This is a genomic window from Streptomyces sp. NPDC027189 (genome assembly GCF_055566975.1).
This window is the reverse complement of sequence record NZ_JBVHRI010000002.1, coordinates 39308-61363: the sequence shown is the minus strand read 5'-3', so window position 1 is coordinate 61363 and position 22056 is coordinate 39308. Positions and strand designations below refer to the sequence as shown.

The following is a 22056-nucleotide window of genomic DNA, read 5'->3' as shown; positions in this document are numbered from 1 at the left end:
CGCGCCCGGGCAGGGCCTCACGGGGACCCGGCCCGGGCGCGTGCGTGTATCCATCAGGTGCTGTGAGGGGGCGTCAGGCGAAGACCGACAGCAGCAGGGCCGTCCCCTCCAGGGCGCATGCACGGCTCCGGCGCTCCCGGAGACCGGCGGAAGGGGTGGCTATCCTCGAAGCCCGCCGTTCTCAGAGGAGCCATGACCGGACCCGCCAAGGCCGCACTCACCAAGAACTTGCCTCAACTGTTCATCGAGGCGAAGCGCTGGTTCGACGACGCGCTGGTGGCCAGCATGCGGGCCACGGGCGAGCAGCCGGTGAGCAGTGCCCAGGGTGCCGTCTTCGCGATGCTGGACGACGAGGGCACCTCGATCTCCGAACTCGCCCGGAGGATCGGGGTCACCCGGCAGACCGCGCACCAGGCCGTGCACGGCCTGATCGGGATGGGGCTGCTGGAACAGGTGCCGGATCCGGCCTCCGCCCGCGTCAGTCTGGTCCGCGTCACCGCCGAGGGTGCTCGTGTCCACCGTCGCGCGCAGGCCACGCTCGCCCTCATCGAACAAACCCTGGCCGAACGCATCGGCCCCGCCGCGGCCACCGCCCTGCGGCGCGCGCTCAGCGAGCCCTGGGGCGAGCCGCCTTCGGTGGAAGCGCCCTGAGTCCCGTTTGGGTGCCCCTTCCGGGAGCGGCCGGGCGACGGCCGGCGTTCACCGGCCGCGTCAACTGCCGCCCAGGAGCCGGGAAATCTCCCGGCACGTATCCCGCAGCCGCGGCAGCACCTCGTCCACGAGCCGGGCAGGAGGGAACTCCATGTCAGGCACGGCCACATTGGCCGCTGCCACCATCGCGCCGGAAGACCGCACGGGCGCCGCCACCCAGCGCAGCCGGGCCGTACGCCGGATTCTGTCAGTCAACGACAGATATCCATTGCCTCAATCACTTCAGGATGCTGGAGTGATCCCATGGATCACGTTGCGGTACTGGCCCTGTTCGATCGAGACATGCGGGAGGGAGCGCGGCCCGACGCCCCGGATGCCCGGGTCGAGCGCGTCGGCAAGGTGGTGCGCCAGGTCGGCGCCGAGCGGGGCTGGAACGGGGTGATCTGGTCGGACCTGGACGAGACCGGCGCCGACGCGGCGATCGCCGACCAGGTCCGGTACTTCTCCGATCTCGGGCGAGAGTTCGAGTGGAAGCTGTACGGGCACGACAAGCCGGAGGATCTCGGGCACCGGCTGCGGACGGCCGGTTTCACCGCCGAGCCCGAGGAGACGCTGATGGTCGCCGAACTGGGCGACCTGGCACTCGACGCCGAGCCGCCCGAGGGCGTACGGCTGCTTCCCGTCACCGACCGCGCTGGCGTCGACCTGGTGGCCGACGTCCACGAACAGGCCTTCGGCACGGACGGCACGCGCCTGCGCCACCAGCTGCTCGCCCAGCTCACCGGCGACGCGGACACGGTTGTCGCCGTCGTGGCCCTCGCCGGGGACGTACCGGTCAGCGCGGCCCGAATGGAACTCCTGCCCGGCACCCGGTTCGCCGGACTGTGGGGCGGCGGCACGGTCGAGGCCTGGCGCGGCCGCGGCATCTATCGCGCCCTCGTCGCCCACCGCGCCCGCGTCGCCGCCGAGCGCGGCTACCGCTACGTCCAGGTCGACGCCTCCAGCCAGAGCCGCCCCGTCCTCGCCCGCCTCGGCTTCGAGCCACTGACCACGACGACGCCGTACGTGTACGGGTAGTACGTAGACGGGTGGTGCCGCCGACAGCCGACGTCGACGAGTGCGGCCACGTCCTCACTGGCCGAGCAGTTCGGTCTGCCGAAGCCGATGACCGTACCGCTGTGGCTGATGCAGCCCATGTCACAGGCGCACGTGATGATGCGGACGACCCTGCGGGTGTCCGCGGCCAAGGCGGAGCGGGAGCTGGGCCGGGCCCCGGTCCATCCGTCCGGCCACGACGGACTGGCCGCGCTCAAGGCGGCCGTCTGACGCTCGGACGTGGGCCGAACGGAAGGGAGTTGGGGGCCGGTCGGCCCGCGCGGGCGAGCGGGAGAGACGGCATGCTGAAGGTGTGGACGCCAGCCGTCCCGGGGACTGCCTCCCGTCGCGCTCGACTCTCCCGCGCCGGCGCTCGGTCGAGGCGGCAGGCCCGCCGACTGCCGAGGGGGAGCCGCGTCGGCGGGCCTGTACCAGGCTCTCTGCGAATCCGGCCCGCTCAGAGATCGAGCTGGTACTCCACCGCACTGTGCGTGGGCAGATAGCCGAGCGCGTCGTTGATGCCGCGCATCGGGGCGTTGCTGTCGGCGGTGTCCGTCAGCAGCCCGCCGAGTTCGGGGTGTCGCTGACGGGCCAGCCGGATCGACTCCGCCTTCATCCAGAGGCCCAGGCCGTGGCCGCGGTGCTCGGGCAGCACGCCGGTCCCGTAGTGCTGGGCGTCACCCCGGCCGTCGCCGGGCACGACGAGTTCGGAGAAGCCCACGATCGAGCCGTCCGAGCGGTCCACCGCGGCGACCGTGTGGAGCAACTCCCCGCGCTTCGCGACGGTTTCGGCAGCGGATATCACCCGGTCCACGTCCCATACGACGGTCCCGTAGTCGGTCCCCTCCATCGGCATGTCGTCCATGGCCCGCCGCGAGTCGGCGAAGGTCCGCGCCAGCTCGGGCGGCACGGTGCCTTCCCAGTGCGTCAACTCGTAACCGGGATGCAGGCGTTCGATGATCTCGGTGATCCGCGCGGGATCCACGTCGGCGAGCGCGAGCCTCGTGTACGTCAGGGCCAGCACCCGGCAAAATCCGCGCGCCGCGAGGAACAGATCGCCGGGGGAGCCGGTCTCGGCCTGCGTGACAAGCGACCGCCGCCCCTCGTCGCGTGCCGCGGAGACGGCCGCCTCCAGGAGCGCGCTGCCCACACCCCGCCGCCGCTCGGCAGGGTGTACGGCGAGCTCCAGTTCGGCGAGATGCCGCTGCCCCTCCTTGGTGAACAACCGCAGAAAGGCGGAGCCCACGGGAGCTCCGTCGGTGCCGGAGGCCAGCCATGCCAGGCGGCGGCTCGACGGAGTGGGCTCGGAGTCGGTCAGCGGCGTGATGCGCGGCGGCAAGGTCTCTCCGTGGCGTCGGGTGTGCGGGGGCGAAGCCCGCAGAACGTAGCCGTACCGACGCGCCACCCGCAACGGAATTGAGCACGCGGCACGCAGGGCTGCCCCCTCGCCCGCGCCCACCTCCCCGTCAGCGGCGCACCTTGGCCCGGTCGAGAGCCGCGACGCCCAGGGCCGCCAGACCGATCTGGATGAGCCACTCGATCCAGTCGACGCCCTTGGTGTCGGCGACACCGAACGCAGCGGCGATCCCCGAGCCGATGAACGCGGCCACGATGCCGACGGCGATCGTCGACAGGATGCCGATGCGCTGGCGTCCGGGGACGACGAGCCTGCCCAGTACGCCGATGATGATGCCGATGAGGATGGCACTGATGATGCCTGAGATCTCCATCTCCGCCCCTCTTTGTCGGTCCCCCGCAGTTATGTATGTGCCCCCTGTACGCGGAGGCAGTCCGCTCTGCTTCGGGCGGCCCGGGACGCGGCTCCGGAGCCCTCCTGTTCAGTCGCTATTTCGTCATGTACCGTTCAATAATCTGTCGCGCGGTAGACGGCCAACTCCCGTTCTACGCGCGCAGACTTGGCGCCCGCACCGCCTCTCCCCACCCCACACGGAGGTTCGCCGGATGCTCGGATTCAGAAGATCCCGCCACAGACTCACCACGGCGCTGGCCGTGTTCGGACTGCTTGTCACGGGCGCCGCCGTCCAGGCGGCCGGCGCCGCCCCCGCCCACGCGGCGACCACGCACCGGATCCTGTTCGACAACGCCCACGCCGAGACGGCGGGCAACGCCGACTGGATCATCTCCACCAGCCAGCCCGACCCGCTCGGCCAGGACTCCTCTCCGTCCGCCGAGACCGACTGGACCGGCGCGCTCTCCTCGTGGGGCGTGGCCCTGCAGAAGACCGGCAACTACAGCCTCAAGACACTGCCCTCGGGCTCCAGCCTCACCTACGGCGGCTCCGCCGCGACAGACCTGTCGAACTTCGACGAGCTGGTGCTGCCCGAGCCCAACACGCTCTTCACCACGGCCGAGAAGACCGCGATCATGACGTTCGTCAAGAACGGCGGCGGCCTGTTCATGATCTCCGACCACACCGGCGCCGACCGCAACAACGACGGTGAGGACGCGGTCGAGATCCTGAACGACCTGATGACGAACAACAGCGTCGACAGCACCGACCCGTTCGGCTTCTCCATCGACTCGCTGAGCATCGGCTCCGACTACCCGAGTGCCATCAGCGACAGCAGCAACGCGGTCCTGCACGGCTCGTTCGGCACCGTGACGAAGAGCCTCATCGCCAGCGGTACGACGGCCACCCTCAAGCCCGCCGACAACTCGGCCGTCAAGGGCCTGCTCTACCGGACCGGCTACTCGGGCAACACCGGAGCGTTCTTCGCGACCAGCACCTTCGGCAGTGGTCGCGTCGCCTTCTGGGGAGACAGTTCGCCGATCGACGACGGCACCGGCCAGTCCGGAAACACGCTGTACGACGGCTGGAACGACACCGGCGCCACCAACGCGGCGCTCGCGCTCAACGCCACCGAATGGCTCGCCGGCGCGAGCGGCACCGGTGGTGGCGGAGGCGGTGGCGGCACCTGCACGGCCGCGCAGCTCCTCGCCAACCCCGGCTTCGAGTCCGGAAGCTCGTCCTGGACCGCGAGCAGCGGCGTGATCACGACCGACTCCGGTGAGGCCGCCCGCACCGGCTCCTACAAGGCCTGGCTGGACGGATACGGATCCGCCCACACCGACACGCTTTCCCAGTCGGTGACCATCCCGTCGGGATGCTCGGCCACCCTGAGCTTCTACCTCCACGTGGACACGGCCGAGACGACCACCAGCACGGCGTACGACACCCTCAAGGCCCAGGTCCTCAACAGCAGCGGCACCGTCCTGTCGACCCTGGCCACGTACTCCAACCTGAGCGCCGCGTCGGAGTACACGCAGCGCACCTTCAGCCTCGGCACCACCTATGCCGGGCAGACGGTCACCATCAAGTTCACCGGCACGGAAGGCTCCACGCTCCAGACGTCGTTCGTCATCGACGACACCGCGCTCAATGTGAGCTGAGCACGCAAAAGGGGCGGGCCCGGGATCCGGACCCGCCCCTTTGTCTGTCCCGCCCTATGCCGCCGGGACCGTCTTCTCCGGCGTGTTCCACCCCGACACCCGCACCCGAGGCGCGGATCCGTGCAGATCGGCCGTCCGGTACGTGGCCGTCAGAGTCGTCGACTCGCCGGGCCACAGGCTGACCTGGTTGTCGGACCACCGCACCGGCAGCACCGGCTTGCCCTTCGCGTCCACGAGGTGCGCATCGGTGAGCAGTGCCGGCGTCTTCCCGGTCCCGGTGTTCCGTACGGTGACCGTCGTCGTGGACGTGCCGTCCGGGCCGGACGAGGTCGACGCCGTCGCCGAGACCGGCGCCTGCGCCATCGAGTTGAGCCCCTTGAGGTCCGCGTAGCTCGTCGTCGGCGTGTAGTACCAGTCGGTGTTGGCCCAGTCGAGCGTGTCGGGCTTGGTCGACAGCCAGTAGACGTTGCGGCTGACCTCCTGACCCTTGGAGTCGGTGAGGATCAGGCGCGCGAGATACGTCGTCGACAGCTCGCCGACCGATGACGGCACCGTGAGCGCGGTGCTGCGCGCTCCGTCCCCGCCCACGTTCACGCCGGTCGCGGTCTTGTCGTACTTCTGCGCACCGTCGGTGTTGAAGAGCGTGACCCGGGCCGTGAGGCCGGACGCGGACGCGTGCCGGTTGTTCACCACCACGACGGAGCGGTTGTCGTACGAGTACTGGATGTGCAGCGGCTCATTGGCCTTCTTGGCGCCGAAGTAGGCACCGCCCTGGTCGAGGTAACGGTCCATCAACTGCCAGTGCAGTGACGTCCATCCGCTGTTGAACATCCAGTAGATGACACCGGTCGAGGGCTTCGAGGAGTCGGTGGCGTTGCGCCCGTACGCCTCGTACTGCGCGCGCACGTTCTCGTACTGGGCGAGCTGTGCCTTGCGCACGTAGTCCGGCAGGGCGGTCGGTGCGCCGTAGCGGCCGGTCAGGGCGGCGTCGTAGATCTTGAGGGTGTCGAAGGTCGACGACGGCGAGCGGTGGTACTGCTTGGCGCCGGGGTTCTTCCAGAGGGTGTCGAGATCGGCGGGGGACATCATCCGGCGCAGGGTGTCGAGTGTGGGGATGTCGGGGCCCGCGCTGGTCTCCGAGTTGAAGCCGGTGGCGCCGCCCTCGCGCTTGGCGTACCAGTAGTTCGGCGGGATCCAGTCGTAGGGCCCGGTCATCTTCATGCCCGAACTGCCCAACTGCGGAGAGGATTTGTCGGAGGCGGCGGCGACCACGGGGGTCGGCCAGTCGGCGGCCTTCAGCGCGTCGAGGTAGTTCTTCTCGATCGTGGCGTCCGGCGCGAAGTCGCTGCCGATGAGGAACGAGATGACGCTCGGGTGATCCCGCAGACGCGCGGCCTCGGCGGCCATCGAGGCCTTGGCGACGGGATAGTCGGCGGCGGTCCACTTGTCGCCCCGCTCGCTGCCGTTGACGTTCCCCTCCCACTTGTCGCAGCACTCCCAGCCGGGCAGCGTGAGGATGCCGTACCGGTCGGCGAGGTCGAAGAACTCGTCGGGCTCGATGTGCCCTTCCAGGCGGATGGTGTTGAGGCCCAGGTCGAGCGCGTACTTCAGCCGGTCCTCGACGTACGTCCGGTCCCAGCGCAGGAACTCGTCCGGCGACCAGCCGCCGCCCTTGATCAGCAGCCGCCGGCCGTTGATGCTGTACTGCCGGGCGCCGTCGGAGTTGAGCGGCGCCTTCACGTCGCGGATGCCGAAGTCCTCGTGCGCGGTGTCCGAGGGGGTGCCGGCGACGGAGGCGGTCAGGTCGAGGCCGTACAGGGGCTGTCCGCCCATGTCCGCGGGCCACCACACCTTCGGCGATGTCAGGTGCAGGCCGGGGGAGTCGGCCGGGGTGAAGGTGACGGTCTTCGTCTCGTGTGCGGCGAGGGCGACGGTCTTGCTGAAGGACGTCGACCCGATGGTGCCGGAGACCGTGGCCGAGACGGCGGTGCTTGTCTCATTGCGCGCCTTCGCCTTGACCGTCAGGTCCGCGGCGGCGAGCGACGGGACGTCGAGCTTGGTCACCACGTGCGCGTCGCGCAGCGCGACCGGGCCGCCGCGACGGACGAGGACGTCGCGGACGATGCCCATGTTCTCGTCGGGCGGTGGCTGCAGCCAGTCGATCCAGCCCATGGTGAGGTTCTTGTTGGGTTCGTTGGGCTGGATGCGGAAGGCGACCGTGTTGGTGCCCGCCCGCACCAGTGAGGTGATGTCGAGTTCGTGGTGCGTGTACGCGCCCGCCACATCGGCGGCCTTGGCGACCTGCTTGCCGTTGACGTAGACGTCTGCCGCTGAGATGACCCCGCTGAAGTCCAGGTAGCTGCGCTCGGAGGTGTCGGCGACCGTGAAGTCCGAGCGGTACCACCAGGGCACGTCGAAGTCGACCTTCGGGATCTTCTGCTGGTTGGTCGAGTAGAACGGGTCCGCGTACTTCCCGGTCGCGAGCAGCGCCGCGAGGACCGTGGAGCGGGAGCCCGCCGGATACCAGCCGCTCGCCGGATAGCCGGGACTCGAGACGTCCGCCGCCGGGTCGCTCACCTTGGCGGTCGACTGGATCGCGTACCCGGCGAGCGCGGTGGTGCTGCCCGGCGCGGAGGCCACCGTGGTGACGTGGGTCCGCTGCGCGGTGGCCGGTCCGGTGTCGTGGACGCCGGCCCACGCGCTCGTGGAGAGGGTGCACAGGAGGCCCAGGGCGACGGCGGCCGTGGCGAGGCGCCGTCTTGAGGCAGGGCGGTGGAACACGGTGGTCTCCTTGGGGGGTGGGGGAGCATCCGCGCTTCGACACTGCACGCTTGCAAGCTTCGACACAGCAAGTTAGGAAACTTTACTAACTTGGCCCACAAGCTAGGCGGCCGAGTGAGTCATGTCAATCACCGCCGGGAGCACGCCCCGATCGGCAGGGCGGGTGCCCTCAGGAAGCCGACCGCCGCTCGAACACCACATCACGCGCTGTCCCCAGTGCCGTAGCGACGGCCCCGAGCAGCACCGCGTCCTCACCCAGTCGGCTGGGTACGACCTTCGGACGCAGTGGCGTGAGGGTGCGCAGGGTCTCGCGTACCGGCCGCAGCAGCAGATCGACGCTGTGGCCCACCCCGCCACCCAGGACCACCAGATCGGGATCGAGCACCGCGGCCGCCGCCGCCACCGTGTGCGCGATCCGCTCGCCCTCCAACTGCACCGCCTGGACCGCGGCGGGATGTCCCTCGCGCGCCGCGTCGAAGACGGCCTTCGCGGTGAGCTGCCCGGTCATGCCGAAGTGCCGCGCCGCCTCGACGACGGCCACACCGGACACCGCGTCCTCCAGCGTCTCCGGCCTCTGCTGTCCCGGCCACGGCAGGAATCCGATCTCCCCGGCCCCGCCGTGCGCCCCGGTGAACAGCCGCCCCTCGCTGACGACGCCCATGCCGAGACCGGTGCCGATCATGATGTACGTGAACAGGCGGCTGCCCGCGCCGACTCCGTAGGTGTACTCGCCCAGGGCCGCCAGGTTGGCGTCGTTGTGCACCTCCAGCGGGATGCCCAGTTCCTCGTGCATCCGGTCGAACAGGCCCGCGCGGCCCCAACCGGGCAGATGCATCGCGTACCGCACCCGGCGCTGCTTCTCGTCGTACACGCCCGGCGTGCCCACCACCGCGTGGGCCACCTCGTCCGCCTTGACACCGGAGTTGGCGACCACCTGATGGGCCGTTGCGACCACCAGGTCGGCCATGGCACCCGAACTGCGGGCCCGGTTGCGCACGTCGGCCCGCGCGACCACCGCGCCGTCCAGATCGGCGACCGCCACGCGCAGCCAGCCGCGGCCGATATCGATGCCGAGCGCGTAGCCGGCGGCGGGGTCGGGGGCGTACAGGACCGCCACCCTGCCGCGCTCCGGCGCGTGGGTGCCGACCTCGTGGACCAGTCCCGCCTCCTCAAGGGCGGCCAGCGCGCTGGAGACCGTCGGCTTGGACAGTCCCGTCTCGCGGGCGAGTTGGGCGCGCGAGGCGGCACCGGCGGTGCGCAGCCGGTCGAGGAGCAGTCGCTCGTTGGTGCTGCGCAGCCGTCGCCGGTTCCAGGGCTGTTCCGGCTGCTCTGCGGCGTCGCTGGCGGGCATCGCACCATTCTCACGCATTCATGACACCCTCTTGACGCATCTAGTAAGGCTCCTTAACTTTATCGCCCAGTCAGCCTCGCCGGGCGATCCAAGGGGAGGGAGGCCTGGGTCCTGTCGTCACATTCGCGTCGTCCGCCCGCAGGGCGGGCCTCGCGGCGTCAGGTGCGTGCTCTCGGCGCGCCGGGCGCTGATCCTCGTACTGGATGTACTTGGGTCTGCGCCCGGTGCGGCGAGAGTGTGTGCATGGCGTCGGGAGGCAGGCGGGAATGTGACGACAGGACCCAGCGTCGGCCGGTCACCCGCCGCCCTTGTTCCGTCGGCCGCCGTTCAGGTCGGCCGTCACCTCGTACCTCTCCCCGCGTCTTCCTTCAGGAGGAGCCATGTCCGGTAGCCCGCCACCCAACGGCGGTTTCGTCCGCCGCGTCGGCCTGTTCCAGGCCACTGCGATCAACATGAGCCAGATGTGCGGCATCGGGCCGTTCGTGACGATTCCGCTCATGGTCGCCGCGTTCGGCGGCCCGCAGGCCGTCATCGGCTTCATCGCCGGTGCGCTGCTGGCCCTCGCGGACGGGCTCATCTGGGCCGAGCTGGGCGCGTCGATGCCCGGCTCCGGCGGCAGTTACGTCTATCTGCGCCAGGCCTTCCAGTACCGCACCGGGCGGCTGATGCCGTTCCTGTTCGTCTGGACCGCCATGCTCTTCATCCCGCTGATCATGTCCACCGGCGTGGTCGGCTTCGTGCAGTACCTGGGCTACCTGGCCCCCGACATGGGCAAGACCACGGGGGACCTCATCGGACTGGGCATGGTCGCCCTCGTGGTGATCCTGCTGTGGCGCGGCATCGAGCACATCGCGCGGATCACCGCCGTGATGTGGGCGGTCATGATCACCTCGGTTGTCCTGGTGATCCTCGCCGCCGCCACCGACTTCAGCGCGCACATGGCCTTCACCTATCCGGCGCACGCCTTCGAGCTGACCAGCAGCCACTTCTGGATCGGCTTCGCCGCGGGCCTGACCATCGGCATCTACGACTACCTCGGCTACAACACCACCGCGTACATGGGCGCCGAGATCAAGGAGCCGGGCCGCACGCTGCCCCGCTCCATCATCTTCTCCATCCTCGGCATCATGGCGATCTACCTGCTGCTGCAGATCGGCACGCTCGGCGTCATCGACTGGCACCGGATGACCGACCCCGGCGACATCGCCTCCACGTCCGTGGCCTCCGCGGTCCTGGAGAAGACCTGGGGCAAGGGCGCCGCCGACACGGTCACGGTCCTCATCCTCATCACCGCGTTCGCCTCGGTCTTCACCGGTCTGCTCGGCGGTTCGCGCGTCCCGTACGACGCCGCCCGTGACCGCGTCTTCTTCCGCCCGTACGCCAAGCTGCACCCCCAGCATCGCTTCCCGATGCTGGGCCTGGCCACCATGGGCGTCGTCACGGCGATCGGCTTCCTCATCGGCCGCCACACCGACCTCGCCACGCTCATCCAGCTGCTCACCACCGTCATGGTGATCGTCCAGGCACTGGCCCAGATCCTCGCTCTGTCGGTGCTGCGCAAGCGTCAACCGGAACTGCGCCGACCGTACAAGATGTGGCTCTATCCCGTGCCGAGCCTCCTCGCCCTCGCGGGCTGGCTCACCATCTACGGATACGCGGACAAGAACTCCCCGGGCCGCCACCCCATCGAATGGTCCCTGGCGTGGGTCGCCCTCGGCTGTGTCGCCTACGTCATCTGGGCGAGCCTGGAGAAGGTGTGGCCCTTCGGACCGAAGGAGATCACCGAGGAGTACCTGGCCGCTCCGACGCCGGACGCGGAACCCGCCGGGGCGTGAGGGAGGGGCGCCCGCGGTCCTGAGTGCCCGGTTCAGGACTTGGACGGCAGCCAGCCGGTGGCGGCCACGACCTCACGCGCGATGTCGATCACCGCGCGGTCGTCGGTCGCCATCCGGATCGTGTCCGCGGGCGCCCGTTCGTCCAACAACCGTGCCCTGTAGGCGCTGTTCTTCAGCTCCCGCTCCAACTCGGAGCCGATTTCCCGCCCCTTGAGCCGACCGGCGGTGGTCTCGTCCGTGGCCGTCAGCAGCACCCGTACCAGCCGTACGTCCGCTCCGATCGCCCGCTCGAACAGGCTCGCCGACTCGGCCAGCACGCTCACGGTGTTGGTGTAGACAAGACGCCGGTAGCCCAGCTCGGCGAAGTTTCCCCAGACCGCCCGGAGGTTGCGCTCGGTGATCGCGGCGCGGTGCGGGTCGCCCTCCGGTGCCGGATGCACCTGCCCCATGAAGTCGCCCTCGATCACCGCGTGAGCGACCTCCGCGGCCCGCAGCCGCGCCGAAACCTCCCAGCCCACCGTGGATTTGCCGACACCGGCGCGCCCGCCGATGAGCAGTACCTCCGTGTGAGTGCCGGAGCGCCGCGTCACAGGCGGTGCCACTCGCTCGGTGCTTCGTCGCCGTCGAGATGGCTCCAGGTCCTCAGGACGACCTCCCGGTCCTTCGCCACGCGAAGGACCGGGCCTTCGTCGGTCAGTACGAACCCGGCCGCCTTGGCGACCGCCTCGCTCGCCGCGTTCCCGTCCTCGATGCACAGCACCACGCGCCGCCCCCCGACACGACGCTTCGCGAAGTACACCGCGAGCCGCACCGCGCGGGTCGCAAGCCCCCGGCCCCGGTAGGCCGCCCCCACTCCATAGGCGAGTTCGAGGTCCCGCTCGTCCGCCGCGCTGCGGAAGAGCAGGATCTCACCCTGGGGCCGCCCGCCGTCCGTGGTGATGGCCAGCTGCACCGTCTGCCCCTCGGCGGCCTTCTGCTCGGCGGCGGCGAGGTACGCCCGCGCCGCCTCGGCGTCGAACGGCGACGGGACCGGTGTCCAGCGGTCGATCTCGGGATCGTCGTAGAGCGCGACGAGGTCCGCCACGTCGTCGGCGCACCACTCGCGCAGTTGAAGCCCCAGCCCTTCGATGTGCAGCGGCCTCGGGAAGTCGAACTTCGGTCGGCTGTCCATCAGTTGATCCTGCCGCGCGGGACGGGTGGCAGCCAAGAGGGCCCCGCGAGATACCGGCTCGGCTTACCGGCGCACCGCACCGCCGCGCGGATCTCGTCCGCCGGATCTCCGCGGTGGTACGGCCGTTCCGAGGGCTCGATGCCGTCGAGGAACTCCTGATAACGGAGCGCGTACGTGAGATGGGCAAGCGGCTCGGCGAGGGCGAGGGCGCGCGCCGGGTCGGCAGCGGGGAACCGCGCCCTCCACGCGTCGATCCAGGCGCGGGCGGCCTGCGCACGGCGCGACTCGGGGAGGAAGTGCTGCACGCGCAGTCCGTCCAGGACCGGGTTCCCCCAGTGCGCGTCTGCGAAGTCCACGACCACGGGCGAACCGCCGTCACTGCGCCAGTTTCCGGGATGGAAGTCGCCGTGCACGAGCGTGTCGGGCAGCCCGCACTCGGCGAGAAGGTCCCAGCGGTTCGTCAACTCCCTTGCGATGGAGAGCTCTTGACTGTTCAGCTCCCGCGCGACCGGTCCGGCCAGCAGCTCGCGGAGCTGGGCGGTGAGAACCTGCGCGCGCCGGTCCCGGATGTCCGACGGACGCCCCGATTCTGACGCCGCGAGCGCCACCTGCGCCGCCACGAAGCGCTCCATGACGGCGGCGACCGTATCGGACGAGGCTCCCCAGCAGTCCTCCCCGGGGATGTGCTCCATCAGCATGCGGCGCTCGCCGGAGCCGAGGAGTGTCGCGACCAGACCGGGGTCGACCCGCGCGAAGGCGCCGACGACCCCGGCCTCGTCGGCCGCGAAGTGCGGTGTCGTCTTGAGCCAGACCGTGCCCCGCGCGGTGGGCAGGCGGAAGAGCCCGGCCAGGTTCCATGTCCGGCGCTGCTCGACCGGACCGGTCACCGGCCGCCCCGCCGAGGCCAGCGTGTCGGTCGCCCAGCCGAGGAGTTCACGCAGACCGTCGGCCCGCGCCCACGGCGAGCGGAACACCTCGTGGCCGTTCAACAGGCCCTGATCGACGGGCCGTCGGTCGAGGGTGCCGGGCGCAGGCCGCTCCAACGCCTCGACGTGGTACGTCACATGACCGTCCCGTCCCCCCGCGCCGCCGTCGACATCAACGAGACGCAGGACCAGCACCGGTACGCTGAGCAGCCTCTCCAGTCGTCCGACGACCGGCTCCACCTCGGACCACCACGGGACGTCCACGGAAAAGGGGCCGGCGACACCCAAGAACTCCTCGCCCGAGGTCACCCATGCGCTCACGGTTCGGCTCACGGCGCCAGTGTGAGCGGCGACGGATGCCTCCGGCGAGCGAATATCCGGGTCGGCCGAGTGGGTTGCTCTATAGGACTGACGGCGCTACCGTCCAGTAAGTTGTTCCACGGGACAGCGGGACAGAGGCACCAGGGCACAGACGCAGGTAACACGGCACAGACACAGGACTCACTGGAACCCGCTGGGCGTGAGGAGCCGATGGGCGTGGCCGACACCGGACGAGAGACCTGGCAGACCTCCGCGTGCATCCTCTGCGAGTGCAACTGCGGAATCGAAGTCCAGCTGGACGGGCGGCGGTTGACCCGCATCCGCGGCGACAAGAAGCATCCCTCCTCGGCCGGCTACACCTGCGAGAAGGCGCTGCGCCTCGACCACTACCAGAACGGCCGCCACCGGCTCACCTCACCGCTGCGCCGCCGCGCCGACGGGACGTACGAGGAGGTCGACTGGGACACCGCGCTCGACGAGATCGCCGAACGCCTCACGGCCGTGCGCGACGAGCACGGCGGCGAGAAGATCTTCTTCTACGGTGCCGGGGGCCAGGGCAACCATCTCGGCGGCCTGCACACCAAGGCGCTCCAGGCGGCCCTCGGCAGCTCCTACTTCTCCAACGCGCTCGCCCAGGAGAAGACGGGCGAGATGTGGGTCGACGCGAAGCTCTACGGCGGCCACACCAAGGGCGACTTCGAGCACGCCGAGGTCGTCGTCTTCCTTGGCAAGAACCCCTGGCAGTCGCACAGCTTCCCGCGGGCCCGGCCGACCCTGCGCGCCCTCGCCAAGGACCCCGACCGTTCGTTGATCGTCCTCGACCCGCGGCGCAGCGAGACCGCCGCGCTGGCCGATCATCATCTCCAGGTACGGCCGGGCACGGACGCGTGGTGTCTGGCCGCCCTGCTGGCCGTCATCGTCCAAGAGGGCCTGTACGACGCCGAGTTCATCGAGGCGCACACGGCGGGGGCCGGTCCGGTGCTCGCCGCGCTGGCCGACGTACCGGTGACGGAGTACGTGGCCCGCTGCGGAGTGGACGAGGAACTGCTGCGGGCCGCGGCGCGGCGCATCGGGACGGCCGCGAGCGTCACGACGTACGAGGATCTGGGCGTGCAGCAGGCACCGCACAGCACCCTGGTGTCGTATCTGAACAAGCTGGTGTGGATCCTGACCGGGAACTTCGGGCGACCCGGCACGATGTTCCTGCACTCCGCCTTCGCCGCACTCGCCGGCGGCAGTGGGAAGTCCGGTCGTGGACGCCGCACCCCGGTCACCGGGGCGAAGATCATCTCGGGTCTGGTTCCGTGCAATTCCATCGCCGAGGAGATCCTCACCGATCACCCCGACCGGTTCCGCGCGATGTGGATCGAGAGCGCCAACCCGGCGCACTCGCTGGCCGATTCACGTGCTTTCGCTGAGGCGCTGGACGCGCTCGACCTGGTGGTCGTCGTCGATGTCGCGCTGACCGAGACCGCCCGGCGAGCCGACTATGTGCTGCCCGCGGCCAGCCAGTTCGAGAAGTGGGAGGCGACCTTCTTCAACACCGAGTTCCCGCACAACGCCTTCCAGCTCCGCCCACCCGTCCTTTCCCCGCTCCCCGGCACGCTCCCGGAACCCGAGATCTACGCCCGGCTGCTGCGCCGCCTGGGCGCCGCCGACGAGGAACTCCTGACGACCCTCACCAAGGCGGCCCACGCGTCGCGCACCGCCTTTGGCCGGGCCTTCTTCGCCGCCCTCGGGGAGGACCCGGCGCTCGTCGGCCTCGCCCCGTACCTGCTGTACGAGACGCTGGGCACCGCACTCCCGGAGGGGCGGCGCGCCACCGCACCGGTGTGGGGACTGGCCCAGCTGTGCGCGATGACGTACCCGGACGCCGTGCGGCGCGCCGGGTTCGCCGACGGGGACGCCCTCTTCGACGCGATCGTGGCGACGCCCTCCGGGGTCGTCTTCACGGTCGACGAATGGGACGACGTATGGAACTACGTGCGCCGTCCCGACCGCCGCTTCACGGTGGAGATCCCCGAACTGATCGAGAAGCTGGGGGAGCTGGGAGATCTCGCGAACCCTCTCACGAGCGAGGCGTACCCGCTGGTGCTCTCGGCGGGCGAGCGGCGCTCCTTCACCGCCAACACCATCTACCGTGACCCGGCCTGGCGCCGCCGCGACACGGAAGGCGCTCTGCGCGTCAGCCGGGCCGACGCCGACCGCCTCGGTCTGACCACCGGCTCCACGGCCCGCCTGTACACCGAACGCGGCAGCGCCGACGTGGTCGTCGAGGTGACCGACATGATGCGTGAGGGACACATCTCCCTGCCCAACGGCCTCGGAGTCGACCACCCCGATCACGGCATCGTGGGCGTCGCCCCCAACGACCTCACCTCCCTCCACCACCGCGACTGGCTGGCCGGAACGCCCTGGCACAAGCACGTTCCGGCGCGTCTGGAGGCGACCGGGGCCGCTCCGCGCGGGCGGTAGGCAAGGCCGGTCTTGCGGCGGCAGGTTCCCTCTGCATGCCGAGCAATCCCTGTCGAGCTGCTTTCAGGACGCCACCCGGAGGCCGTTCCGGCCGCCCGGGGATGCCTCGCCGTGGGTTGACATGCAAGCAATTGCCTGCATAACGTTGAGTGTGCGATCAGACAGCGACTCCGGCATGAACCAGGTCTTCAAGGCACTGGCCGACGAGACGCGAAGGAGACTGCTCGACCGGCTGCACGAGCACAACGGTCAGACGCTCGGCGAGCTGTGCGAGCACATCGACATGACACGTCAGTCGGTGACGCAGCACCTTGCCGTTCTGGAGGCCGCCAACCTCGTCAGCACCGTGCGGCGGGGGCGGGAGAAGCTGCACTACCTCAATCCCGTGCCGCTCCACGAGATCCAGGAGCGCTGGATCGACAAGTTCGAGCGCCCGCGCCTGCGCGCGCTGAGCGACCTGAAACGAAGAGCCGAGGAAGCCATGACCGACAGGCCCAATTTCGTGTACGTCATCTACATCCAGAGCACGCCCGAGAAGGTCTGGGACGCGCTCACCGACGCCGACCTGACCGCCGTGTACTGGGGCCACAGCAATGTCTCGGACTGGCAGCCGGGCTCCCGTTGGGAACACCGGCGCACGGACGGTTCGGGCATCGCCGATGTGGTCGGCACCGTCGTGGAGAGCGAGCGGCCGACCCGCCTCGTCACCACGTGGGCCTCTCCCGAGGACGAGGGGCAGGAGGACAAGTATTCCCGCGTCACCTTCGACATCCAGCCGCACGCCGACATCGTCCGGCTGACGGTGACTCACGAGGACCTGGCCGACGAGGGCGCGCTGAGTGACGTCAGCTCCGGCTGGCCGGCGGTGCTGTCCAACCTGAAGTCCGTGCTCGAGACCGGCGCCCCGTTGCCGCAGGAGCCGTGGCTGGTCCCGAGCCGCTGACGACCGGGAGTGATGCGCGGGCTCCGAGCGGGCGCGAACGGGCCGGCCCGCCCAGGGCGGACCGGCCCGCGGATTGCTTCCGCTTGTTTCCGCTTCCTTCCTGCTGTCGGGCCTACGCCCGGGGAGTGCTCTTCGTCGCTGTCATCGCGCACAACGCCCCCAGCACCACGGCCAATGCGCCGACGATGATGCTGTTGAGCGCGACTCCGGTGTCCGGGCTGGTGCCGACAATCCACGGCGAGATGATCAGCCACGTGCCCATCGCACAGATGGCCCAGCTCAGGCCGTACATCCTCTCCGGCGTGACGGTGAATCCGAGGGCCAGCAGGCCTATCGCGATGCCCATGATCAGGTTGTGGGTCGCCAGGGCTGGCTGGCTTGTCGCGTAGTGGAGTATCCACGGGGACACGGCGCAGTACAGGCCGAGCAGGAACACCGGCCCGTCCACGAGTGCCACATCGCGGCCACCGAGCATGCGGTCATACCGAGCCCGCATTTCGGATACATCGGGGTGGCTGGTGATGTCACCCCTGGGGTGCGAGACGTTGGCCATGACTCGTCTCCTTCGATCTCTTTCGACCCAGCGGCCCGACCGCGTCTGGTGCGGTATGCGGTAAGCGCCGCGTACATACATTCTGCGCTTATTTCTTCTTTATGTGTAGAGCTGCGGGGTTCGCAGAGGCGCGAGTGACGCGCTCTGCCGCTCTGCGGGGCCGGCGAGGAGACGTCCTGGGGTGATCGCCGCCTCAGGGGGAGATGAGCAGGCGGGCGATGGCGCGCCGGGCCCGCGTGGGCGCGAGCGCATCACGGTGCAGCTGGATGGACTGATTGGCCGCCAGGGCAACGCCATTGAGCTCGAAGACGAGTTGGTCCACGTCGGTGCGCTCCGGGAGCTCGCGGTTGTCGACCGCGGTGTTCAGCTCCGACGCCACGTACGCCGACCACGCGGCGAGCGCTTCGAGCACCGCGTCGCGGACCGGGCCGGGGCGGCCGTCGAACTCGCTCGCCACCGAAGTGAGGAAGCAGCCCCCGTGGCCTTCGTCCTCGGCCATGTAATCGATCCACTCGCCGAAGGCGCGCGCCAGTCGTTCGGTTCCGGGCCTGGCGCCCACGGCGCGGGCCGGCACCCGCAGCCGGAACCGCTCGACCGCGGCGTCCAGAACGGCGAGTTGCAGCCCTTCCTTGCTGCCGAAGTGACCGATCACCCCGGCCTTGCTCATCCCCAGATCGGTCGCGAGCCGACCGATGGTGAGCCCTTCGAGGCCCTCGTCGGACGCCAGCGCGAGGGCGCTCTCGATGATCCGGTCGCGGGTGGCGGCGGTGTCGGCAACGGACTTGCGCGGGCTCATGCCGCCAGTTTAACCTAACGATCGTTCGCCATTAGCTTACGATCGTTCGTTATCTAAACGCGAGCTTGAGCACAGTGCCGTGCCGATGCCGGGGCGGCATCCACAGGTGCGCGAAGGGACTCATCGTGAAGATCCACCACCTGAACTGCGGTTCCATGCGGACGATCGACACCGAGGAGGGGAGCCTGCCCGCGGTCTGTCACTGCCTGCTCGTCGAGACCGACCGTGACGGACTCGTCCTGGTCGAGAGCGGCCTCGGTACGGCCGATGTGGCCCGGCCCGAGGAGAGCCTCGGCGCGGCGTTCCTCGGCCGGGCGCAGCCCGTCCTCGACCTGGGGGAGACGGCACTGCACCAGGTCGCCGGACTCGGATTCCGGCCCGAGGACGTCCGGCACATCGTGCTCAGCCATCTCGACCTCGACCACGCGGGAGGCCTCGCCGACTTCCCCTGGGCCAAGGTCCATCTGAGCGAGGCCGAACACCGCGCGGCGATGGCGGCACCCGGCGCGCACCCCGAGGACCGCGTCCGCTACCGCCCGGCCCAGTGGGAGCACCGGCCGCACTGGGTGACGTACGCGCAGCCGCAGGGCGAGCCCTGGTACGGATTCGACGCGGTCCGCCCACTGGAGGGCCTGGACGCGGAGATCCTGCTCGTCCCGCTCGGCGGCCACACCCACGGACACAGTGCGATAGCCGTTGAGGACTCCGGCCGATGGCTCCTGCACTGCGGCGACGCCTACTACTTCCACCGCGAGATCGACCCCGACCACCCCCAGGGCCACCCCGGCATGGACATCCTCCAGCAGATCACCGAGGTGGACCGGCCGCTGCGACTCGGCAACCATGCCCGTCTGCGGGAACTGGTGCGTCTGCACGGCGACGAGATCGACGTCTTCAGCGCGCACGACCCCTGGGAACTGGCGCGGTACACGGGCGGGGGCACGGGTGCGGGAGCCGAGTGAGGGCGAGCTCTCCGCGCTGAATGAGGGCGAGTTGCCGGTGCGGCGGAAGAGGGCGACAGCTCACCTCACCGTCGGTGTCGGCGACACGGAAGCCGAGGCGCCGTCCGCAGGCGGAGTGAGCACGACGGTCGGCTCGCCCGGCTGGGGCGCCGGAGGCGTGACGTCCTGCGCGGACAGATTCGGCTTCTTGGTCTCCTGGAACAGCACCTGATCGAAGTTGACCAGCCCGGTCTTCTCCATCACCGTGATGTGGTCCAGCACGGTGTCATTGGCCTGGTCGGCGAGTTGACGTACCAGGGTGTTCTCGGTCGAGGCCCGGATCTTCGCGATGACCGGGAAGATCTGCCCGTGGGTCACCCGCAGGATGTTGGCGAGGTCGGTGTCGAACTGCTTGCCGCTGTCCGCGCTCAAGGTGGCCACGAAGCCCTGCTGTTGCGGAGACGGCTTGTTGGGCAGGGTGATGCCGAGCTGAGTGGCGACCTTGCGGCAGGTGTCGTCCAGTGCGGCGTGGCCCTTGATGAGGTGCTGACCGGCGGTTCTGACCGCCGGGGTGGTGCCCTTCTCCAGGGCCAGCTGTCCGGAGGGGTATTCCCACAGTCCGGCCGCCCGCACCTTGACGACGAAGTCGCGGTCTGCCTCGGTCAGCGGTCCCGTCGAGGTATGGGCAATCACGCGCGTCGGGGCACTGGACGTGTTCTGCAACCCGAGCACGGCGGGGTAGGCGAGCGCGGCGAGGGTCATGGTCAACGCACCGGTCACGAAGAGCGTTCCCATGTTCCGTGCAATGCGCATTGAGCCTCCTGGCGGGGCGGCGGTCCAGAGCCGGACGCTCTGGTCGGCCGCGTCATGGATCCGGTGCGGGTGGATCCGGTACGGGTGGTTCGGACGCCCACCAGTACGGCCGTACGCGCGAGAGAAATCTTTACTCCGGGTAAAATCCGTGGCTCCGCCCGCCGATGCGACCCTCGATCCGCCGCGGGGCCGATGGGTCGGACTGCCGCCGAGTTCCCCGGCCCTGCGGACGAACTCCTCATGCAGATCGTGGATGTACCGAGTCCGCCCGGCGGTGCCGCAGCATCAGCAGGACCTGTGTCGTGTCGTCAGGGAGCGGGCGGTAGGTGATCGCGCCGCGCCGCTCCAGGTCGTCGCCGATGACGCTGAAGTCGGGCAGGACCCTGGCGCCCAAGCCCTCCGCGACCATGAGCTTGCCCATGTCCGCTGCGTCCGTGGAGTACGAGAAGGTGGGGGAGCGGCCCTCCAGGGAGCCGGTGGATGTAGCGGTGCGTCAGATAGCCGGAACGCATGGCGATCAGCGGCTCGTGCTCGTCGAGGAGATCGGACGCCGACACCGCCTGCAGTGCGGCGAGGGGATTGTCCGGGCGTACGCACAACACCGGGCGCCCGCACAGCAGTTCGGTGCTCTCGAAGTCGGCGGGCAGGTCGTCGCCGCCCAGATGGTTGACCAGGCCCAGGTCGAGGCCGCCTTCCGACAGGGCCCGGTGGATCTCCGACTGCTGGGCGCCGACCACCTCGACCTGCGTCAGCGGACGCGTCGCTCGAAAGCTCTGAACCGTGGGAATGAGCAACGGCACGGTCGCCGCGTTCACGGTGCCGACGCGGATCATCCGGCTGATACGGCGCTGTTCGCCCGCGGCTCCGCGCAGCCATTCACCGTGTTCAGCACATTGAGGAGTTTCCATCCTGAATTCGCAGGTAGGAGGCCCTGGTTTGGGGCCGGGCAGGTGTGAGCCTGCTGGCTGATGGCCTTGATCACCCGGCTTGATCATCCGCCTCGGTGCAGTACCACGACGGACACACGCAGAGGAACGCTCGCTGTGGTGGGCAGTCGACGGGGGCTGTCCGGGGCTTCGCCGCGGACAGCCCCCGCGTGGTGCGAGGGCGTGCTCACTCAGTGGCAGCTGGTGGTGCCGCTGTCGCTGTAGGTCTTGCCCGCCTCGGGCACGAACTGCCAGTCGTAGCTGTTGGCGTGCAGGGTGAACTTGAGCACGCCATAGGTGTCGCTATTGCGGGCTTCGCTGTTGGGCTGGATGGTGCCGAAGCTGTAGTGGCTGGCACCGCCCATGCCGGCGACGAAGTGCCGGATGCCGCGGGTGGTGTCGAGCTGACCGCTCGGGTTCATGGGAGCGAACCGCTCGTACTGGTGGTTGTGGCCGGCGACGATCACCTCGGCGTTGTTGTCGTAGAGCGCCTGGACGAGCGGCCCGGTCGACGTGTCGGGCGCATGGTTGGCGCCCGAGGTGAACCGCGGCTTGTGCCAGTAGGCGAGGGTGCACGCCTTGGTGCTGGCGGCCAGGTCAGAACGCAGCCACTGCTCCTGCGCCGAGCCGACAGACATGCTGACCTCGGAGTTCAGCGATACGACGTGCCAGTTGCCCAGGTCGTAGGAGTAGTAGCCCCGTCCGGACGGACCGGCGTTGGCGCCGAAGTAGCCGTAGTAGCCGGTGGCACCGGGGGTGTTGTAGTCGTGGTTGCCCGGCGCCGGCTTGGTGCGCGCCTTGTGCCGACCCCATGTCGGGTCGTAGTAGGTGTTGAACTCCGTGGTCGTGCCGCTGTCGTAGACGTTGTCGCCGGCGGTGAACACCGTGCCGGGGATGCCGTCCAGCAGGTTGGCGGTCGCGGTGTCGCCCGAGCCGGAGTTGGAGATGTCACCGGCGCCGACCAGTACCGGGTCGCCCGAAGGCGGCGGGGTGGTGGGCGGCGGGGTGGTGCCCGTGGTGATCACCTGGTCCGTGCCGGCTGACGGGTCCGGCACACCTCGCCTGCT

The 22056-nt window shown here is 69.7% G+C and carries 20 protein-coding genes and 1 pseudogene; 8 read left to right on the top strand and 13 right to left on the bottom strand.

Features of this window, described 5'->3' with window-relative positions:
* Positions 1–192: 192 nt before the first annotated feature.
* Complete coding sequence (locus ACZ4RZ_RS04920) at positions 193–651, top strand: MarR family winged helix-turn-helix transcriptional regulator (RefSeq protein WP_467742083.1); 459 nt, start codon at positions 193–195, stop codon at positions 649–651.
* A 60-nt stretch (positions 652–711) separates the two neighbouring features.
* Here the strand turns inward: ACZ4RZ_RS04920 and ACZ4RZ_RS04915 are convergent, their stop codons facing one another.
* The gene (locus ACZ4RZ_RS04915) at positions 712–906 is read right to left on the bottom strand and encodes a hypothetical protein (RefSeq protein WP_467742081.1); all 195 of its coding nucleotides are present in this window, start codon (positions 904–906) and stop codon (positions 712–714) included.
* 48 nt (positions 907–954) lie between these two features.
* Here ACZ4RZ_RS04915 and ACZ4RZ_RS04910 point away from each other — a divergent pair, with 48 nt between their 5' ends.
* Together ACZ4RZ_RS04910 and ACZ4RZ_RS04905 are read left to right on the top strand one after the other, a co-directional pair.
* The gene (locus ACZ4RZ_RS04910; protein WP_467742079.1) at positions 955–1728 is read left to right on the top strand and encodes a GNAT family N-acetyltransferase; all 774 of its coding nucleotides are present in this window, start codon (positions 955–957) and stop codon (positions 1726–1728) included.
* Positions 1729–1815: 87 nt separating this feature from the next.
* Entirely contained in the window at positions 1816–1977 is a 162-nt protein-coding gene (locus ACZ4RZ_RS04905) for a hypothetical protein (protein ID WP_467742077.1), read from the top strand.
* Positions 1978–2203: 226 nt separating this feature from the next.
* Here ACZ4RZ_RS04905 and ACZ4RZ_RS04900 read toward each other — a convergent pair whose 3' ends face one another.
* Both ACZ4RZ_RS04900 and ACZ4RZ_RS04895 read right to left on the bottom strand, forming a co-directional pair.
* Positions 2204–3085, bottom strand: coding sequence for a GNAT family N-acetyltransferase (locus tag ACZ4RZ_RS04900; RefSeq protein ID WP_467742075.1), 882 nt, complete (start codon positions 3083–3085; stop codon positions 2204–2206).
* A gap of 127 nt (positions 3086–3212) precedes the next feature.
* Positions 3213–3476, bottom strand: a complete 264-nt coding sequence (locus tag ACZ4RZ_RS04895) for a GlsB/YeaQ/YmgE family stress response membrane protein (protein ID WP_467742073.1) — start codon at positions 3474–3476, stop codon at positions 3213–3215.
* 232 nt (positions 3477–3708) lie between these two features.
* On the opposite strand from ACZ4RZ_RS04895, the gene ACZ4RZ_RS04890 reads away from it, so the two are divergent.
* Positions 3709–5157, top strand: coding sequence for a hydrolase (locus ACZ4RZ_RS04890; protein ID WP_467742071.1), 1449 nt, complete (start codon positions 3709–3711; stop codon positions 5155–5157).
* Between the two features lie 54 nt (positions 5158–5211).
* Here the strand turns inward: ACZ4RZ_RS04890 and ACZ4RZ_RS04885 are convergent, their stop codons facing one another.
* Positions 5212–7938: a glycoside hydrolase family 2 protein gene (locus tag ACZ4RZ_RS04885; protein ID WP_467742069.1), complete on the bottom strand. Its 2727-nt coding sequence runs from the start codon at positions 7936–7938 to the stop codon at positions 5212–5214.
* Positions 7939–8107: 169 nt separating this feature from the next.
* Positions 8108–9289 (bottom strand): ROK family transcriptional regulator, encoded by a 1182-nt coding sequence (locus ACZ4RZ_RS04880; protein ID WP_467742067.1) that lies wholly within the window; start codon positions 9287–9289, stop codon positions 8108–8110.
* 380 nt (positions 9290–9669) lie between these two features.
* Between ACZ4RZ_RS04880 and ACZ4RZ_RS04875 the strand changes: the two genes are divergently transcribed.
* Positions 9670–11124 carry an APC family permease gene (locus ACZ4RZ_RS04875; protein WP_467742065.1) on the top strand — a complete coding sequence of 485 codons (1455 nt, stop codon included), beginning with the start codon at positions 9670–9672 and terminating at the stop codon, positions 11122–11124.
* Positions 11125–11156: 32 nt separating this feature from the next.
* Here the strand turns inward: ACZ4RZ_RS04875 and ACZ4RZ_RS04870 are convergent, their stop codons facing one another.
* From ACZ4RZ_RS04870 to ACZ4RZ_RS04860, 3 genes are read right to left on the bottom strand one after another with little or no spacing between them, the layout of a single operon-like run.
* Positions 11157–11714, bottom strand: a complete 558-nt coding sequence (locus ACZ4RZ_RS04870; protein WP_467742063.1) for a nucleoside/nucleotide kinase family protein — start codon at positions 11712–11714, stop codon at positions 11157–11159.
* Positions 11711–12295, bottom strand: coding sequence for a GNAT family N-acetyltransferase (locus tag ACZ4RZ_RS04865; RefSeq protein ID WP_467742061.1), 585 nt, complete (start codon positions 12293–12295; stop codon positions 11711–11713). Before ACZ4RZ_RS04865 ends, ACZ4RZ_RS04870 begins: the two co-directional genes overlap by 4 nt.
* On the bottom strand, positions 12295–13554 hold the full coding sequence (locus ACZ4RZ_RS04860; protein ID WP_467742059.1) for an aminoglycoside phosphotransferase family protein: 1260 nt from the start codon (positions 13552–13554) through the stop codon (positions 12295–12297). Before ACZ4RZ_RS04860 ends, ACZ4RZ_RS04865 begins: the two co-directional genes overlap by 1 nt.
* A 204-nt stretch (positions 13555–13758) precedes the next feature.
* Between ACZ4RZ_RS04860 and ACZ4RZ_RS04855 the strand changes: the two genes are divergently transcribed.
* Both ACZ4RZ_RS04855 and ACZ4RZ_RS04850 read left to right on the top strand, forming a co-directional pair.
* Entirely contained in the window at positions 13759–16017 is a 2259-nt protein-coding gene (locus tag ACZ4RZ_RS04855) for a molybdopterin-dependent oxidoreductase (protein WP_467742057.1), read from the top strand.
* A 175-nt stretch (positions 16018–16192) separates the two neighbouring features.
* Positions 16193–16960, top strand: a complete 768-nt coding sequence (locus tag ACZ4RZ_RS04850; protein WP_467743051.1) for an ArsR/SmtB family transcription factor — start codon at positions 16193–16195, stop codon at positions 16958–16960.
* A 112-nt stretch (positions 16961–17072) separates the two neighbouring features.
* Here the strand turns inward: ACZ4RZ_RS04850 and ACZ4RZ_RS04845 are convergent, their stop codons facing one another.
* Both ACZ4RZ_RS04845 and ACZ4RZ_RS04840 read right to left on the bottom strand, forming a co-directional pair.
* Complete coding sequence (locus tag ACZ4RZ_RS04845; protein WP_467742055.1) at positions 17073–17513, bottom strand: SPW repeat protein; 441 nt, start codon at positions 17511–17513, stop codon at positions 17073–17075.
* Positions 17514–17706: 193 nt separating this feature from the next.
* Entirely contained in the window at positions 17707–18309 is a 603-nt protein-coding gene (locus ACZ4RZ_RS04840) for a TetR/AcrR family transcriptional regulator (RefSeq protein WP_467742053.1), read from the bottom strand.
* 125 nt (positions 18310–18434) lie between these two features.
* On the opposite strand from ACZ4RZ_RS04840, the gene ACZ4RZ_RS04835 reads away from it, so the two are divergent.
* Positions 18435–19271 carry an MBL fold metallo-hydrolase gene (locus ACZ4RZ_RS04835; protein WP_467742051.1) on the top strand — a complete coding sequence of 279 codons (837 nt, stop codon included), beginning with the start codon at positions 18435–18437 and terminating at the stop codon, positions 19269–19271.
* Positions 19272–19331: 60 nt separating this feature from the next.
* Here the strand turns inward: ACZ4RZ_RS04835 and ACZ4RZ_RS04830 are convergent, their stop codons facing one another.
* From ACZ4RZ_RS04830 to ACZ4RZ_RS04820, 3 genes and pseudogenes are all read right to left on the bottom strand, one after another.
* Positions 19332–20063 (bottom strand): DUF4142 domain-containing protein, encoded by a 732-nt coding sequence (locus ACZ4RZ_RS04830; RefSeq protein ID WP_467743049.1) that lies wholly within the window; start codon positions 20061–20063, stop codon positions 19332–19334.
* A gap of 195 nt (positions 20064–20258) precedes the next feature.
* Positions 20259–20935, bottom strand: a pseudogene (locus ACZ4RZ_RS04825) (substrate-binding domain-containing protein); the annotation flags it as partial.
* Between the two features lie 245 nt (positions 20936–21180).
* A complete protein-coding gene (locus ACZ4RZ_RS04820; RefSeq protein ID WP_467742049.1) occupies positions 21181–22044 on the bottom strand; it encodes a metallophosphoesterase family protein in 864 nt (287 codons plus the stop codon).
* Positions 22045–22056: the final 12 nt, after the last annotated feature.